13 protein-coding genes are annotated in these 15,542 nt (G+C 61.3%); 3 read left to right on the plus strand and 10 right to left on the minus strand.

The genetic code is table 11. From position 1 onward, the window contains the following. Window positions 1–29 precede the first annotated feature (29 nt). From G359_RS03845 to G359_RS03870, 5 genes are all read right to left on the minus strand, one after another. A complete protein-coding gene (locus G359_RS03845) occupies window positions 30–443 on the minus strand; it encodes an AtpZ/AtpI family protein (RefSeq protein ID WP_045835062.1) in 414 nt (137 codons plus the stop codon). A gap of 666 nt (window positions 444–1,109) precedes the next feature. After that, a complete protein-coding gene (smc, locus tag G359_RS03855) occupies window positions 1,110–4,571 on the minus strand; it encodes a chromosome segregation protein SMC (protein WP_045835064.1) in 3,462 nt (1,153 codons plus the stop codon). A gap of 58 nt (window positions 4,572–4,629) precedes the next feature. Then, window positions 4,630–5,442 (minus strand): DsbA family protein, encoded by an 813-nt coding sequence (locus tag G359_RS03860; protein ID WP_245279923.1) that lies wholly within the window; start codon window positions 5,440–5,442, stop codon window positions 4,630–4,632. A 13-nt stretch (window positions 5,443–5,455) separates the two neighbouring features. Further along, window positions 5,456–6,133 (minus strand): DsbA family protein, encoded by a 678-nt coding sequence (locus G359_RS03865; protein WP_045837611.1) that lies wholly within the window; start codon window positions 6,131–6,133, stop codon window positions 5,456–5,458. Between the two features lie 167 nt (window positions 6,134–6,300). Then, window positions 6,301–6,855 carry a DUF721 domain-containing protein gene (locus tag G359_RS03870; RefSeq protein WP_045835066.1) on the minus strand — a complete coding sequence of 185 codons (555 nt, stop codon included), beginning with the start codon at window positions 6,853–6,855 and terminating at the stop codon, window positions 6,301–6,303. A 97-nt stretch (window positions 6,856–6,952) separates the two neighbouring features. On the opposite strand from G359_RS03870, the gene mutY reads away from it, so the two are divergent. Beyond that, window positions 6,953–8,083, plus strand: a complete 1,131-nt coding sequence (mutY, locus tag G359_RS03875) for an A/G-specific adenine glycosylase (RefSeq protein ID WP_045835067.1) — start codon at window positions 6,953–6,955, stop codon at window positions 8,081–8,083. 23 nt (window positions 8,084–8,106) lie between these two features. Here the strand turns inward: mutY and G359_RS03880 are convergent, their stop codons facing one another. The 3 genes from G359_RS03880 to G359_RS03890 all read right to left on the minus strand — a co-directional run bounded on the left by G359_RS03880 (window position 8,107) and on the right by G359_RS03890 (window position 11,182). Then, window positions 8,107–9,222 carry a site-specific DNA-methyltransferase gene (locus G359_RS03880; protein ID WP_045835068.1) on the minus strand — a complete coding sequence of 372 codons (1,116 nt, stop codon included), beginning with the start codon at window positions 9,220–9,222 and terminating at the stop codon, window positions 8,107–8,109. 164 nt (window positions 9,223–9,386) lie between these two features. Further along, window positions 9,387–10,037 (minus strand): ribonuclease HII, encoded by a 651-nt coding sequence (locus G359_RS03885; RefSeq protein ID WP_082072785.1) that lies wholly within the window; start codon window positions 10,035–10,037, stop codon window positions 9,387–9,389. A gap of 32 nt (window positions 10,038–10,069) precedes the next feature. Beyond that, window positions 10,070–11,182 (minus strand): PA0069 family radical SAM protein, encoded by a 1,113-nt coding sequence (locus G359_RS03890; RefSeq protein ID WP_045835069.1) that lies wholly within the window; start codon window positions 11,180–11,182, stop codon window positions 10,070–10,072. A gap of 151 nt (window positions 11,183–11,333) precedes the next feature. Here G359_RS03890 and G359_RS03895 point away from each other — a divergent pair, with 151 nt between their 5' ends. Next, window positions 11,334–12,041, plus strand: coding sequence for a TIGR04283 family arsenosugar biosynthesis glycosyltransferase (locus tag G359_RS03895; RefSeq protein WP_045837613.1), 708 nt, complete (start codon window positions 11,334–11,336; stop codon window positions 12,039–12,041). A gap of 6 nt (window positions 12,042–12,047) precedes the next feature. Here the strand turns inward: G359_RS03895 and moaB are convergent, their stop codons facing one another. Then, on the minus strand, window positions 12,048–12,590 hold the full coding sequence (gene moaB, locus G359_RS03900) for a molybdenum cofactor biosynthesis protein B (RefSeq protein WP_045835070.1): 543 nt from the start codon (window positions 12,588–12,590) through the stop codon (window positions 12,048–12,050). Between the two features lie 18 nt (window positions 12,591–12,608). Next, window positions 12,609–13,493, minus strand: a complete 885-nt coding sequence (locus G359_RS03905) for a uracil-DNA glycosylase (protein WP_045835071.1) — start codon at window positions 13,491–13,493, stop codon at window positions 12,609–12,611. 157 nt (window positions 13,494–13,650) lie between these two features. Here G359_RS03905 and G359_RS03910 point away from each other — a divergent pair, with 157 nt between their 5' ends. Next, window positions 13,651–15,333, plus strand: coding sequence for an electron transfer flavoprotein-ubiquinone oxidoreductase (locus tag G359_RS03910; protein ID WP_045835072.1), 1,683 nt, complete (start codon window positions 13,651–13,653; stop codon window positions 15,331–15,333). Window positions 15,334–15,542 lie beyond the last annotated feature (209 nt).

Raw genomic sequence — 15,542 nt, forward strand, 5'->3', positions numbered from 1 at the left:
TTCAGCGGCCAAGGTAACCCCCTAGTGTCTCATTCCCCGTCGTCATCTTTGACGGACGGTGCCGCTCTTTGTAGCGGCTCGTTTTCTGCCTGCGCCTTTTGAGCAGCGCGGACAACATTTAGAAGACCCGCCGCAAAGCCCATGATCACGAGAAGGATCATCAACCACGGCGCCGTGCCGAATTGCCTGTCGAGTGCCCATCCGAGCCCACCGCCGACGACAACACCGACAACGAGCTCAGCAGCAAACTTGAAGGCCGTTCCATAGGCGGATTGCTGAGATCCGCCCGTCGCCGACCGACCGGCCCTCGCCCGTTCCGCTTTCTGCGATTGAAGCGCATCGAGCTTTTGGCCGATTTCTGCCGACCGCTTGCGAATTGCTTCGCGGTCTTCCGGGCTAATTTCTCCGTTTTCCGGACGCTGACCCTTGCCATCGGCTGACATGGTTCAATCCATCCAGATCACGAGGAAAACCGGCCTCTCAGGGAGATCGACGGCGCGGACCATAGATTTGGGGTCTAGGGGTGTCAAGGAATTGGGCATTATCATATCCACCGCCAGGGTACGGCTAAACCGCGCAGGGTTTGTCGCGCCTTTTGCGTGTGCGATGCAAAAGAAAAAAGCCTCCCCGGAAATGGGAAGGCTTTGAGTGACGATGCATATTTTTTTATAAATTCTAAGGAGTGGAGGGCGTCTGTTGGCCCGCCGGATTCGGTGAGCCAGGCGCGGCCTCAGGCGCAGCAGCTGGAGGGGCTGTGGGTTGGGCGGCAGGCGCGCTTTGCGGCGTCGGGCCCTGCTCTCGGAGCTTGCCGCCGGACGAGTAGTCCATCTCCGGTGGCGTCGCATGCCAATAACCTGCGACCAAAACGACACCGACCGCTACCGCGAGGGCCATAGACGCTAGCAGTACCCGAAAGTTTCCTTTCCGGGGCGAGGCCTGCCGAGCTTCCGTCGGGTCGAGGGAAGTGCGTCGTGCGCGAGGATCATTCGGTGGTTGCATTGGGCGGTCTCCTGTCTCCAGGAAAACGAAACGTGCGCCCATGTCCGTGGTTCCCGAGAGGTTAACCTCCCTGTCCGCATAAATCGCGCAATCGAAGATATTTCGGCGGTTTAGCTCGCTTCTCGGAAGCTTTGTGCAGTCTGCAGATCGACCGACACGAGCTGCGAAACGCCCTTTTCGGCCATCGTGACACCGAACAGCCGGTTCATCCGCGCCATCGTCATCGGATGGTGCGTAATGACGAGGAAGCGCGTCGCCGTCTCGGTCGACATCTGCTCCATGAGCCGGCAGAAGCGGTCGACGTTGGCATCGTCGAGTGGCGCGTCGACTTCGTCCAGAACACAGATCGGCGAGGGGTTTGTCAGAAACACCGCGAAGATCAGCGACAAGGCGGTCAGCGTCTGCTCGCCGCCCGATAGCAAAGAGAGCGTCGCAGGCTTTTTGCCGGGTGGCTTCGCGATGATTTCAAGGCCGCCCTCGAGCGGATCCTCCGGGCTCTCGATCATTTCGAGCCGTGCCTCGCCGCCGCCGAACAGATGCGTGAACAGCCGCTCGAAATGCGCGTTCACCGTCGCGAACGCCTCGTCGAGCCGCGACTTCCCCTCGCGATTGAGCTGCTGAATGGCGCCCCGAAGCTTCGCAATAGCTTGCTCGAGATCGTCGCGTTCGGCGATCAGACTTTCGAGCTGCTTGGAAACCTCGACAAGGTCCTCGTCCGCTTGCAGGTTGACGCCGCCCAGACGCTCCCGGTCGGCCTTGAGCCGCGTCAAATGCCTCTCCACATCGGCAAGTGCTGGAATGGCCGAGGCCTCGGGAAGTCCCGCGAGCGTGAGGCAAGCTTCCGGCGCGACGTCGAATGTCTCCCGGATATGCCGGGCCGCTTCCTGCCGCCGCTGCCGCGCATTCTCAAGACGCGTTTCGATGCGCGCATTCGCTTCCCGCGCAGCAGAAACTTCGGCTTGAATGGCTCGGAGAGACTCGGTCGCAACGCGGATCGCGTTCTCCGCGGAAGCGAGCTTATCCGCGGCCTCGCGCCGTTCGTCGTCGGCACGGGAGAGAGCCGACAGCAGCGTTTCGCGTTGAGCCGCGATGCGCTCTGGCAAATCAGCTGTCGCCGCCATTTCATCGCGCGCCTCTTTGAGGCGAGCATCAAGAGCCTGAACTTGCGCTTCGGCGCTTTGCTGACGGGCATGCCAACGCGCGATTTCTGCGGTTGCGTGACGGATGCGCTCGGCTCGGATCTGCTTGTCCCGTTCGAGACTGCCGAGACGCGCCCGCGATTCCGCGACCTCGCGGCGGGCTTCTTCGGCTTCCGTTTGAGCGGTTTTGAGCTGCGGTTCGAGATCTTCGCCAACGCTCATCGTCACGATGTGCGCTTCAATTTCGACGTGGCGTGCCTGCGCGTTGGTCAACTCTTCGTCGGCGCGCGCACGTTGCGCCGTCGCCGCGGCAAGCCGCGTTTCGCTCTCGCGCTGAAGCTTCTCGAGACCCGTCAGCTGCTGGCGGACTTGTGCAAGTTCGTTCTGCTTTTCGCGCCAAAGCTGGCGAAGCCTGCGTTCCTCGGCCTCCGCATGCTGTTGAGCCGCAGCCGCTTTGCGCTCACCGTCGATCGTGTCCTTGGCTTCGTTGAGAACGGCCTGCGCACTGCGATCGAGTTCCGCCAAGCGGTTCTTGTGGGCGAGCCGCTGAGCAGCAGGCGTAACGCCCCCGGCAGCAGCGACAAATCCATCCCAACGCCAGAGATCGCCTTCTCGCGAAACGAGACGCTGCCCCGTTTTCAAATGCGGCTGCAGACGTGCGCCTTCCGAACGTTTGACGACACCGATCTGACGAAGCCGGCGCGTCAGCTCCTGCGGCGCTTCCACGTGCATGACGAGCGGTTCGGCATCGGCCGGCAGCGGGTGGTCTTCAGGCGGAAGATCGAGACGTCGCCAGTGTACGGCAGCTTCCGGAGCAATCGGCGCTTCGAGATCATCGCCCAAAGCAGCGCCAAGCGCCGTCTCATAGCCCGGAGAAACGCGGATATTATCGACCGCCGGCGGATAAGCGCCTTCATCGGAACGCGCAAGCAGCTTTGCGATCGTCTCACGCTCGGTCGAGAACGCATTGGCCGCGAGACGAACGCGCTGCGCCTCGTCGCGCCGGGCCTTCGCCTCAGCTTGAGCCGCCTTGACGGTCTCTTCAGCCGTCAGCGTATCGGCTTCGATCTTGCTGATTTCCTGAGCGAGCGCCTGGCCGCGATGAGCCATGTCGGAAACCCGCTCGCCGTCCGGCGCTTTCGACTTCAGATCTTCGATCTGCGTATCGAACGCCGCGATCTGACGGGCGATCTTCGCAACAAGATCTTTGCGCTCGGCGAGAGCGGCTTCGAGGCTTCGAAGCTTAGCGCGGGCATCCGCAGCGCGATGCGTGATATCGGCGAAATGTGCGTCGGTCCGAACCCGATGCGCTTCCGCCGTCTCGAGTTTGCTCTTCTCCTTCGCCGCTTCCTCGATCGCCTTGTGATCGGCCTCTTTGATTGCCGCGAGATCGGCATCGAGGTGCAGCAACGTTTCCTTGGCTTCGTGAATGAAGCCCGTTTCGCGAGCGAGATCGGCTTCGAGTTGCTTTCCGCGGGATTCGAGTTCGCGTGCGCGTTCGGCAGCCCGGCTCGCCTCGCGCTCGAGGTTCTCCTGCTCGATCTTGAAGCGCGCGAGCGCCGCTGCCTTCACGGCCTCCGCTTCGCGAAGGGGCGGCAACTCTTCGGCAAGGCTTAGCTCTTGCTTGAATGCCTTCGCTTCTGCTTCCGTCGCCACGCCGAGACGCATCATCGTTTCGGTAAGCTGGGCTTCCTCGTGTTCAACGCTCTGATGCGCATCCTGCCACGTCAGATGCAAGGCAAGCGCCTCTTGCTGACGAATGTCCGTCGACAGCTCTTTGTAGCGCCGCGCCTGCCGCGCTTGCCGCTTCAGCGATTCCGTTTGCGATTGCAGCTGGCCGACGACATCGTTCAAGCGCTCGATGTTGGCTTCCGCGGCCCTGAGCTTCAGTTCGGCTTCGTGCCGCCGTGTGTGCAAGCCCGCGATGCCCGCCGCGTCTTCGAGAATGCGCCGGCGTTGCTCGGGCTTCGAGTTGACGATTTCGCCGATCTGACCCTGACGCACCAGCGCCGGCGACCGCGCGCCCGTCGCCGCATCTTCGAACAACACCTTGACGTCGCGCGCCCGCACTTCGCGTCCGTTGATGCGGTAGGCGGAACCGGCTTCCCGCTCGATGCGCCGCGTGATCTCGATGATGTCGCCGTCGTTGAATTCGGCAGGCGCTTTTCGCGCGCTGTTGTCGAGGAACATCGTGACTTCGGCGCTCGACCGTTCCGGCCGTCCGCCGCTGCCCGAGAAAATAACGTCGTCCATCGCGGCGGCGCGCATCGACTTGTGCGAGCTCTCACCCATCACCCAGCGAAGCGCTTCGAGAAGGTTCGATTTTCCGCAGCCGTTGGGGCCGACCACGCCAGTCAGGCCGGGCTCGATGACAAGCTCCGTCGCATCGACGAAGGACTTGAACCCCAGAAGCCTGAGCCGCGTAATTTTCATTCTACTCGTCAGTCCTCGATGCCGTGTCGTCGTGGCTCAGGACCGTTGCAAACTGCCCCTAGGGATTTGCAGCTGCTGTTGGCGTGCCGTTTCGACTGGCTTGCTCGACGTAGTCAGCGATCTCGGTGAACGTCAGCTCTTTCTTGATAAGTTTAGTGCCGATGAAGAAGTTCGGCGTGCCGACGATTCCGAGCTTGCGACCGCGATCCTTTACCCACTTCAAGTTTTCGATCATGCCTTGATTCTGCAGGCACGCGTCAAACTGAGGGCGAGTCATCCCCACCTGTCGTGCAACAGCGTAGATGGCGTCAAGTCGCACTTCCTGCGAGACCCAGGACGCCTGCTGGTCCATGAATTTCCCGTAGAGTTCCAAGTACTTGTCGGGTGGTGCGCAACGCAGCGCGATCGTCGCGTTGCCCGAGGTCTTCCCGATCGGGAACTCGCGCAGGATGTACCGCACCCTGCCGGTGTCGATTAACCGGCGCTTCAATTCAGGAAACGTCGTCTGGTGGAAGTTGCGGCAATGCGGGCAGGTAAGTGACGCATACTGCACGATTGTCACCGGGGCATCGGGCCGGCCCCAGCTCATCTCGGGCAAGGGGCTCGGCGCCATGATGTCGGCGACCGTTGGGTTCTGGATGACCTCGCGGCCGCCGGCGCCAGATGCCGTAGCATTTGGATCGCCGAACGGCGTCGGCATGCCATCGGGCTTTTCAGATCCGGTCGTCGGATAGGCAGCGCCGGAAGCGCTTCCGTCTGCCGAAATGCTCGCCGTTGCGTCTGGAGAAAGCGGCGGGAACGATGCCCCGCAGCCCGACAGCCAACCAGCGACGAGTAGGGTGGCGGCAAGACCCAGCGAACGGACGAGCATCAAGGATTCCCAATTACTTCGCGGCTAAGAGCGGCTCCAGCACCTTATCAAAAGCTTCGACCGAAGGAGCCTCCTGCAACCGCTTCCCGTTGATAAAGAAAGTCGGTGTGGCATTGACGCCGAAGGTGTCGCTCGCGCGCGAGCGCTGGGCTGTGATCTGGTCCAGAAGTTTCTGATCCGTCAGGCACTTATCGAAGCTTTCCTGGGTGAAGCCAGCCTGCTTCGCAATGTCGAAAAGCTTCGGCACCGGGCTTCCGTTGGCGAAGGCCCAGTCCGCCTGCTTCTCGTAGAACGTCTCGATCAGCGGAAAGACTTTGTCGTCGCCCGCGCAGCGCGCCAGCATCGAAACGGCAGCGGCGAGGTTGTCGAGCGGGAATTCGCGGAAAATGAAGCGGACCTTGCCCGTATCGATGTACTTTTTCTTGATGGGTTCGAAGACCTCGGTAGAGAAGTGCGCGCAGTGCGGGCAGGTCATCGATGCGTATTCAACGATGGTCACCTTCGCGTCCTTGGGCCCAATGGCGAGGTCGGCAAGATCCGTCGGCTTCATCAATTCGTCGACGGAAACCTCAGCGGGACCCTTCTTGCTCTGAGCAAGGGTCGGATTGGCGCTTGCGAAGGCCAAGCCCGCGACTGCTGCCAAAGCCAACAAACCGAAGCGAACGCCTCGCTGAGAGGACAGGCCCGGCATAAAATTTCTGAATTCGATCAAGGTCCAACTCCTCATCGCGATGCATGCCGTGGGGGAACGGCGTTCGATGACGCCGCCTAGCACGGATCTGGCGCCGGAATAAGCCGAAACCGCAGGTGATGGCAACTAAAGGCCCAGTAATATCCCAGCAATATCCGCGTATGCCGTCAGCGGGTCGAGGAGGCGGCAACGCTTCTGCCGAGCGCTTCGAGGGCGGCGGCAATATCTCCCGGGGGAACGGCGGCGGTCTGGGCCTCAGCTTTGGGTCCAGCCGGCTTTGGGAAGCCTTTCTGCGGTGAAGCCGCGTTTTCGACGCGGGGCACCTGATGGACCTTGAGCTGGCTGACGGCCCGGTATCCGAAATACCGATTGATCCGGTCGATGATTTCCTTGTGCCGGTAGGAGACCTCAAGGGCGAAAGCCGGGTCACAGGCGACGATCAGCGTCGCCCCGGCACTGCGTCCGGCTTCGTCCGCATCGACGGGCGCACGCGCCCCGCGGGGCCATTTGATCGTCTCCGGCCGGGTAAGCCTCGCAAGGTCTGCGCCGACAATCGTTTCCCACGACGACATGATCTCGGCGCTGTGAAAGCCGTACTTTTCGAACACGGCCGCCGTCACTTTGGGCACAAACGCCCCGACAGCCTTCGCAAATTGGCCCTTTACAGTCCGCACGTCCGGAGGCAACGGGCGCATCTGAGCTGTGGGTTCTTTAGTGCTCAAGGGCGTCTCTCATCACGGTAGGCTTGTGGCGACGGAAAGGAGGTCTAGCATTGTCGATGCGATTCGAGGTTTCCGCGCAACCGGAGATAAAGGGCGCATGGGCGCGGTCCAGGAAAATGCAGCTCTTCGCAGGCGACAGCAGCAGCTGCCGTTGCGTCCGGCTGGGCCGATGACGGTCAAGGCGCTGCTTGCCTGGTATGAAGCCGAGCGTCGCGACCTCCCTTGGCGGTATGGTCCGCGCAAAAAAGCTGATCCCTACCGCGTCTGGCTGTCCGAAATAATGCTGCAGCAGACGACCGTGAAGGCCGTCGTTCCATACTTTCAGAAATTTGTCGCCCGTTGGCCGACGGTCACCGCGCTCAGCCAAGCGCAGCTGGAAGAGGTCCTGCAGCAATGGGCTGGCCTCGGGTATTATTCACGCGCACGCAATCTCAAGGCCTGTGCTGACGCGGTCGCACGCGATTACGGCGGTGAATTCCCGAAGAGCGAAAGCGAGCTTCTGAAGCTGCCGGGCATCGGCCCGTACACGGCCGCGGCGATTTCTGCGATCGCGTTCGGCGAAAAGGCGACGCCCGTCGATGGCAATATCGAGCGTGTCGTGTCGCGGCTGTTTGCGGTGAGGCAACCTCTGCCCGCCGCCAAGCCCGAAATTCGCAGACTCGCCGCAACGCTCACGCCGCAGCGACGCGCGGGCGACTTCGCGCAAGCGATGATGGACCTCGGCGCCGAGATCTGCACGCCGAGAAAGCCGTCGTGTCTCGTCTGTCCCTTGCAACAGGATTGCTCGGCAAGCGCTCAAAACCTCGCCGAACTCCTGCCTATGCGCGGCGTGAAGACCGCGCGCCCGTCACGATACGGAGTGGCTTTCCTCGTGCAGCGGGAAGATGGCGCGGTCCTTTTGCGTCAACGTCCCGAAGCCGGGCTGCTCGGTGGAATGCTCGAGGTGCCGTCGACGCCGTGGGTTGACGCATTGCCCGCGAAAAAGGAGGCCCTGCGCGGCGCTCCCGTTACGACGTCGTGGCTACCGGTGCCGGGCGCCGTCGTCCACGTCTTCACCCACTTTCGGCTCGAGTTGATCGTCTACCGCGCGCTCGTCCCAATCGATACGAGCTTCACGCTCTGGGCCGAGCAGGAGCGCTGCCGATGGGTTCATCGCCGCGACCTTCACGCGCAAGCCTTGCCGAGCGTGATGAAGAAAGTCATCGCGCACGGCCTAGCTGACAACTGAGCCTGATAATCGAGAGACGAACTTTAGATCGAGATACGGCTGCTGAGTCCGAGCTGACGCTTGGCTTCGGAACGCAGATCGTCGATCGGCTTCAGCTTTCCTTCCGCCTCGAAGTGCCAATAGGTCCAGCCGTTGCATGCGGCCTTGCCTTGGACGATGGCGCCGAGGCGGTGAATGGACGCCTGCTGACCATCATAGAAGAGCGTGCCATCGGCGCGCACTTCCGCCCGGACTTCGCGCCGCGGACCGAACAGCTTGCGGCCCGGCTTGATGATCCCGAGTTCCAAAATCTGACCGAACGGAATGCGCGGCTCGTTGCGCTTCGACGGCAGCGTCTCGATCGCCTCGAGCTCGAGCGGCACGACTTTCGCGATCCGCTCGTCGGCAGCCGTCGCATAATCGAGATCGCGTTCAATGCCGATGAACTTGCGGCCAAGCCGCTTCGCGACGGCACCCGTCGTGCCCGTTCCGAAGAAGGGATCGAGCACGGTGTCGCCCGGCTTCGTTGATGCGATGAGGACGCGATGCAGAAGCGCTTCCGGCTTTTGCGTCGGGTGTGCCTTGCGCCCGCCGTCGTCTTTCAAACGCTCCGGCCCCGAGCAGATCGGGAAAAGCCAATCCGACCGCATTTGAAGATCGTCGTTCGAGGCCTTGAGGCTTTCGTAATTGAATGTCACGCGCGATTTGCGATCGCGGCCTGCCCAGATCATCGTTTCGTGCGCGTTGGTGAAACGCTTGCCGCGGAAGTTCGGCATCGGGTTCACCTTGCGCCAGATGACGTCGTTCTGAATCCAGAAGCCGAGGTCCTGGATCGCGGCGCCGAGCCGGAAGATGTTGTGATAGGAGCCGATGACCCAGATGGCGCCGTCGGGCTTCAGCACGCGGCGGCACTCGGTGAGCCATGCGCGGCAAAATGAATCATAGGCCGCGAAGTCGTCGAATTTGTCCCATTGGTCGTCGACGCCGTCGACCTTCGTATTGTTCGGGCGCATGAGATCGCCGGCGAGCTGCAGATTGTACGGCGGATCAGCGAAGACGAGATCGACGCTAGCGGTTGGGAGCTTCTTCAGCTCGGCGATGCAATCACCAACGAGAATCTTTCCGCTCTGCGAGCGGACTTTGACGCGACGCGAACCCATGTACTGAACCTGCTACGCTACGAATTACAAATCGCTCGCGCCTGATACTCACAGCGCGGGCCGGAGAGCTTTGTACATGATCGGAAGCGCTCGTGAATACTCGTTCGACACACGCAAGCGATTTATATTTTTCGATTCGATGTGCAACTTGAGCCGCTTGCGGACTAAGCGTCGGCAAACCCAAGTCCGAGGCCGAGTGCAAGCTGCACGGGTTTGAACGATCTCCGGTGCGCCGCGGAGACGCCGAGCTTGTCGATCGCCGCCTGATGTTCAGGCGTGCCGTACCCCTTGTGGCGTTCGAAGCCGTAGCCGGGAAAATCGCGCGCCATCTCCATCATCAGACGGTCGCGCGTGACCTTCGCCACAATCGAGGCTGCTGCAATCGAAAGGCATTTGGTATCGCCTTTGACGATCGTTCGCGTCGCCATCGAAACTCTCGGCGCCTTATTGCCGTCGACGAGCACCAGCTTCGGAGCCTCGGCAAGCTGGCCGATGGCCTGAGCCATCGCCCACAGAGTGGCGCCGAGAATGTTCTCGCGATCGATCCGCTCGACATCGGCCACGCCGACCGCGACGACCGCGACCTTCATGATGCGCCGGTAGAGATAAGCGCGAGAGTCTTCGTCGAGCGTTTTGCTGTCGTCGATATTCGCCGGGATCTTATCTGGATTGAGGATGACGGCTGCCGCAACGACAGGTCCGGCCCACGGTCCTCGTCCCGCCTCATCCACGCCGGCGATCGGCCGGAAGCCGAGCAGATGCTCTGCGGCCTCGAGTTCGAACGTCGGCTTTATGCGCGAATCGGCGATTCTCATTCGCCAGTTTGGTCATCGCGCTTGACCGCCTGTCAAAGAAGACTGAGTTGTTGTCCACCGTTTCCAGGCTTGATGAAGAGATCTTTTCGAAGCGAAACGCGCTCCTCGCCGATACCGAGCCGCTTCTTTGCGAGCCGGAAACGTAGGCCGATCTGTGTCGCGTAAGGCCCTTGGCCACGCTGGCGGACTCCGAAATCCGCCGTGTAATCGCGGCCGCCGTGCATCGAACGGAGCAGCGAGATGACCTTATCGGCACGGTCCGGAAATTCTTCTCGAAGCCACTCGCGAAAGAGATCTTTGATCTCGAGAGGCAAGCGCAACAGCACGTAGCCCGCTTCCCGCGCACCGGCGTCTCGCGCAGCTTCCAGTATCGGCTCGATTTCATGATCGGTCAGCCCTGGAATGATCGGCGCGACCATGACGGTCACGGGAATTCCGGCATCGGCGAGCCGCCGCACGGTTTCGAGCCGCTTCGATGGCGTCGCGGCGCGCGGCTCCATTGCGCGCGCAACGTGACGATCGAGTGTCGTGATCGAAACCGCAACGCGTGCCAGATTCTTCGCGGCCATCGGCCCGAGGATGTCGATGTCGCGGGCGACAAGCGCCGACTTCGTGATGATGCCGAGCGGATGATTGGCCGTTGCCATGACTTCCAGGATCGATCGCGTAATCCTGCGCTCCCGTTCGATCGGCTGATAGGGATCGGTATTGCCGCCGATCACGATTGTCTCGGGCTTGTAGCCCGGCCTTTTGAGTTCCCGCTCCAGGAGCGCAGCCGCATTGGGCTTCGCATAGAGTTTCGTCTCGAAATCAAGACCCGCTGAATGTCCGAGATAGCAATGCGTCGGCCGCGCGTAGCAATAAATGCAGCCGTGTTCGCAGCCCTTGTAGGGATTTATCGAACTGTCGAATGAAATGTCGGGACTGTCGTTGTGCGAGATGATCGTCTTGCTGGTGTCCTCGAAGACCTCGGTCTTGAAAGCTTCGAGATCACCGAGCGTCTCCCATCCATCGTCGAATTCTTCGTGCGCTTGGCTCTCGAAGCGTCCAGTCTTGTTCGAGCGCGCGCCCCGGCCGCGGCGGCGCTCGGAATCGACGACGTCCGGCATCGCCGGAAAATCAGAAAGGTCTCTGTTTGAAGCCATATTCGGAACGCGTTCTCAGAAGCTCCACCGTTGCCTACCAGCATTCTTGGAACAAATAAAGAACAAAACCCAGCTGACGCGGCCGTCTTTAGCTAAGCCCCGCGACTTGGCGCGCCTTGCCGCAGGTTCCCGGCCGTGCCAGGAAATGGAAATGATCTCGGTAATCATCCCTGCACGCAATGATGAGCAAACGCTGGCGGTGACGCTATCTGCGTTGGTTCCCTCAGCCGTGGACGGCATCGTCAAGCAGGTCATCGTGGTCGATGGTGGGTCGACAGACAGTACCGCTGAGGTCGCGGATCAGGCAGGCGCAGACGTCGTCGTCAGTGCTCCGGGGCGCGGCGGACAGCTCGCCCAAGGCGCCGCAATGGCACGCTTCCCATGGCTTCTGTTTCTCAACGCCGACACCGTTCTCGAAGATGGATGGGAACGTAGCGCAACGGCTTTCATGCGCCGCGTCGACCGCGGTGAACGTCCGATGGCCGCGGGCGCTTTCACGTTCCGTCTCGACGACAAAGGCATTGCCCCGCGTGTTCTCGAACGCCTCGTTCACCTGAGATGCAAGATCTTGCGCGTTCCCTACGGCGATCAGGGTCTGCTGATCCCACGCCAACTATTCGATGCCGTCGGCGGTTACAAAAATCTGCCGATCATGGAAGACATCGATCTCGCACGGCGTCTTGGCCGCAGCCGCCTCGCAATGCTGGACGCAAACGCCGTGACCTCGGCCGAGCGATACAAACGCGACGGATATTTATTGAGTTCTCTTCGCAATCAGATCTGCCAAATGCTTTACGGCGTCGGCTTGCCCATCAGCATGATTGCGCGCCTTCACGGAAATATCGAAACGGCGCCTTAAGGCCTCTCAACCTGCCTTACGATGCTCCTCGAGCCGCGGCATGATCTCCACGAAATTGCACGGACGATGGCGGGCATCGAGCTGCAATTTCAAAATCCCATCCCAGGCATCGCGGCATGCGCCCGTCGATCCGGGCAGGCAGAAAATAAACGTCCCGTGCGATACGCCTCCGCAAGCGCGCGATTGAATGGTCGACGTGCCGACCTTCTGAAATGACAGCATGTGAAAGAGGATCGCGAAGCCTTCGATCTCTTTTTCAAACAGCGGCTTCACCGCTTCCGGCGTGACGTCGCGGCCCGTGAAGCCGGTGCCGCCCGTTGTGATCACGCAGTCGACCGAAGGATCGTTGATCCACCCCTGGACGATGCTTCTGATGAGGGCCGTGTCGTCCTTCACGAGCTGGCGCCCGGCAACGACATGCCCAGCTTCGCCGATCGCGCGTTCCAGATAATCGCCGGACGTATCTTCCGCGATCGTGCGTGAATCGGACATCGTCAGGATGGCGATCCTGACAGGGACGAATGTACGCTCTGGGTCGATGCCGGCCATGACGGTCCTCGTGAAGCTCTAAAGCTTTGATAGCATCTGCAACAAATCCATCCACGCGAGCTGCTTCGCAGCCGGCGTCCGGAGCAGATAGGCAGGATGCAACGTCGCGATCGCCGGGATTTTCCGGTCGCCGATCGTAATCTCTCGCCATTTGCCTCTGAGCCGCATGATGCCTTCCGTTACGCCCAGAATTTCCTTCGCCGCCGAGCCGCCGACTGCAACCACGATCTTCGGAGATACGAGTTCGATCTGCCGTTCGAGGAACGGGCGGCACGCAAGCGTCTCCTGCGGCGTTGGTGTGCGATTGCCCGGTGGCCGCCAATAGACGACGTTGGTGATGTGAACGTCGGCCTCCGTGCGTCCGATCGCGGCCAGCATCTTATCGAGAAGCTGCCCGCCTTTTCCGACGAACGGTTTGCCGGCGAGGTCCTCGTCGCGGCCCGGCGCTTCACCGATGATCATCAGGTCGCTCGTCGGCGAACCTCGGTAAAAACAGAGCTTTGTGGCGGTGGCTTTCAGCCCGCAACCGTCGAAGTTCTGCAGCGCCGCCTCGAGTTCCGGAAGCGAGTTTGCCGCACGTGCGATGCGTCGCGCACCAGTCTCAGCTTCGCTCGCACCGAGCGGCGTGACGGCGCGCGGCCGGGCCGCGTCGGGCGACCCCGTGCTTCCTGAGGCTCTAGGTCGAGGCGGTGCTTGCCTCGTGTCCGCGCGGACGGCATTGGGCCCGGATTTGCTCCCAGGTCCCTGATCGCGGAGGTCCGGCCAAGGGAATGCCGCCCCCGGCGCGTCGTTTCCGCGCGAAAGCCAGTCATGCGCTGTATCGTCCACAGCGGCGTCCACGCCCATGGTTTGCAACCAATTGAGCAGCGAAAGCATTTCGTCCTGAGCGTTCGATTTCACCATCGGTCACGAGAATAGAGGCGTAGCAACACAAATGCACGCGGTCGCGCGCTGCCGGGCTTCGCGGAGGACTTCTGCCATGTGCACCGGTCGCTTGACGCCTTCGATGCCGGGACCTAATCGAGCATAAATGGTTTTCTAGCAATCCATCGAGGTAAAGATGTCCGCTGACGAGGCCGAGCTGCCGCCGCGCGAGGCTATGGATTTTGACGTCGTCATCGTCGGGGCCGGGCCCGCGGGTCTCTCAGCTGCCATACGGTTGAAGCAGAAAGCCGCCGCAGCAGGCACCGATATCTCCGTCGTCGTCGTCGAAAAGGGGTCCGAGGTCGGAGCCCACATTCTTTCGGGCGCCGTCATCGATCCCATTGGCATCAATCGCCTCATCCCCGATTGGAAGGAACGCGGCGCTCCCATCGAGACGCCCGTGACGGAGGACGTGTTTCGCGTGCTCGGCCCGGAAGGCGATATTCGCCTGCCGAGCTGGCCGATGCCGCCGCTTCTGAAAAACCACGGCAACTACATCGTGAGCCTTGGTTCCGTCTGCAGATGGCTCGGCGAGCAGGCGACGGAACTCGGCGTCGAAATCTACCCCGGCTTCGCCGCGAGCGAAGTTCTCTATGATGAGAACGGCGCGGTCGCCGGTATCGCGACCGGCGACATGGGCGTCGGACGCGACGGCGCTCCGTCGGACAATTACGTGCGCGGCATGGAACTGCGCGCCAAGTACACTTTGGTTGCTGAAGGCGCCCGCGGGTCTCTCTCGAAAGTTTTGATCCGTCAGTTCGATCTGGCGAAAGGCCACGAGCCGCAGAAGTACGGCATCGGATTGAAAGAGCTTTGGCAGGTCGCGCCTGAGAAGCATCGGCCCGGATCCGTGCAGCACACGTTCGGCTGGCCGCTCGATAGCCGCACCGGCGGCGGCTCGTTCCTCTATCATTACGGAGACAATCTCGTTTCCGTCGGCTTCGTCGTGCACTTAAACTATAAGAACCCATACCTCTCGCCATACGAGGAATTCCAACGCTTCAAGACGCATCCGGCCATCCGCGATGTCTTCGAAGGCGGCAAGCGCATCGGCTACGGCGCTCGCGCCATCACCGAAGGCGGCTGGCAGTCGATGCCCGATCTCGTGTTCCCAGGCGGAGCCCTGCTCGGTTGTGCCGCGGGCATGGTGAACCTGCCGCGCATCAAAGGTAGCCATAACGCTATCCTTTCAGGCATCGCAGCCGCAGATGCGGTCGCGGACGCGCTCGCGGCCGGCCGCGCTCACGATAAGCTCGACGATTACGAGAAAGCCGTTCGCACGGGCGACATCGGACGCGACCTGAAGACGGTGCGCAACATGAAGCCGCTCTGGTCTCGCTTCGGCACCTATCTCGGTGTCGCTCTTGGCGGCGCGGATCTTTGGCTCAACACAATCATTTCGGGCATCGGTCTCGGCTTCACGCTGAAGCACGGCAAAACGGATGCGGCGGCAACGGGGCTCGCTGCCGATTACAAGCCGATTGCTTACCCGAAGCCCGATGGCAAGCTGACGTTCGACCGCCTGACGAACGTGTCATTCTCCGGGACCAATCACGAAGAGAACCAGCCCGTACATCTGAAGTTACTTGACCCGGCAGTTCCGATTGCGATCAATCTGCCCGAGTACGCGGAACCGGCGCAGCGCTATTGTCCAGCTGCGGTCTACGAAGTTGTGACGGACGAGGTGGGCCAGCCGAAATTTCAGATCAACGCGCAGAACTGCGTACACTGCAAAACCTGCGATATAAAAGATCCGAGCCAAAATATTATCTGGACATGCCCTGAAGGCGGCGGCGGGCCCAATTACGCCGGAATGTAACGCTCAAAGAACTGGAGGGAATGTCTCCCTCCAGTGCGTTCAGCAACATAATGGGCCCGGCGGTCGCCGTTTTTCTGTGTGGTTGCGCGTTTTTTAAGGGCCATTAACGGTTAGCAATTTCGACTCCTGTCCCATTTTTCATGTGAAGCGTGTCGCCAAGCGAGCGATAACTTTGCTAGGCTTCAGGCCGCAGGAATCAAATTGCCTTC

It is taken from the genome of Hyphomicrobium sp. 99 (assembly GCF_000384335.2).
Lineage (GTDB): Bacteria > Pseudomonadota > Alphaproteobacteria > Rhizobiales > Hyphomicrobiaceae > Hyphomicrobium_B.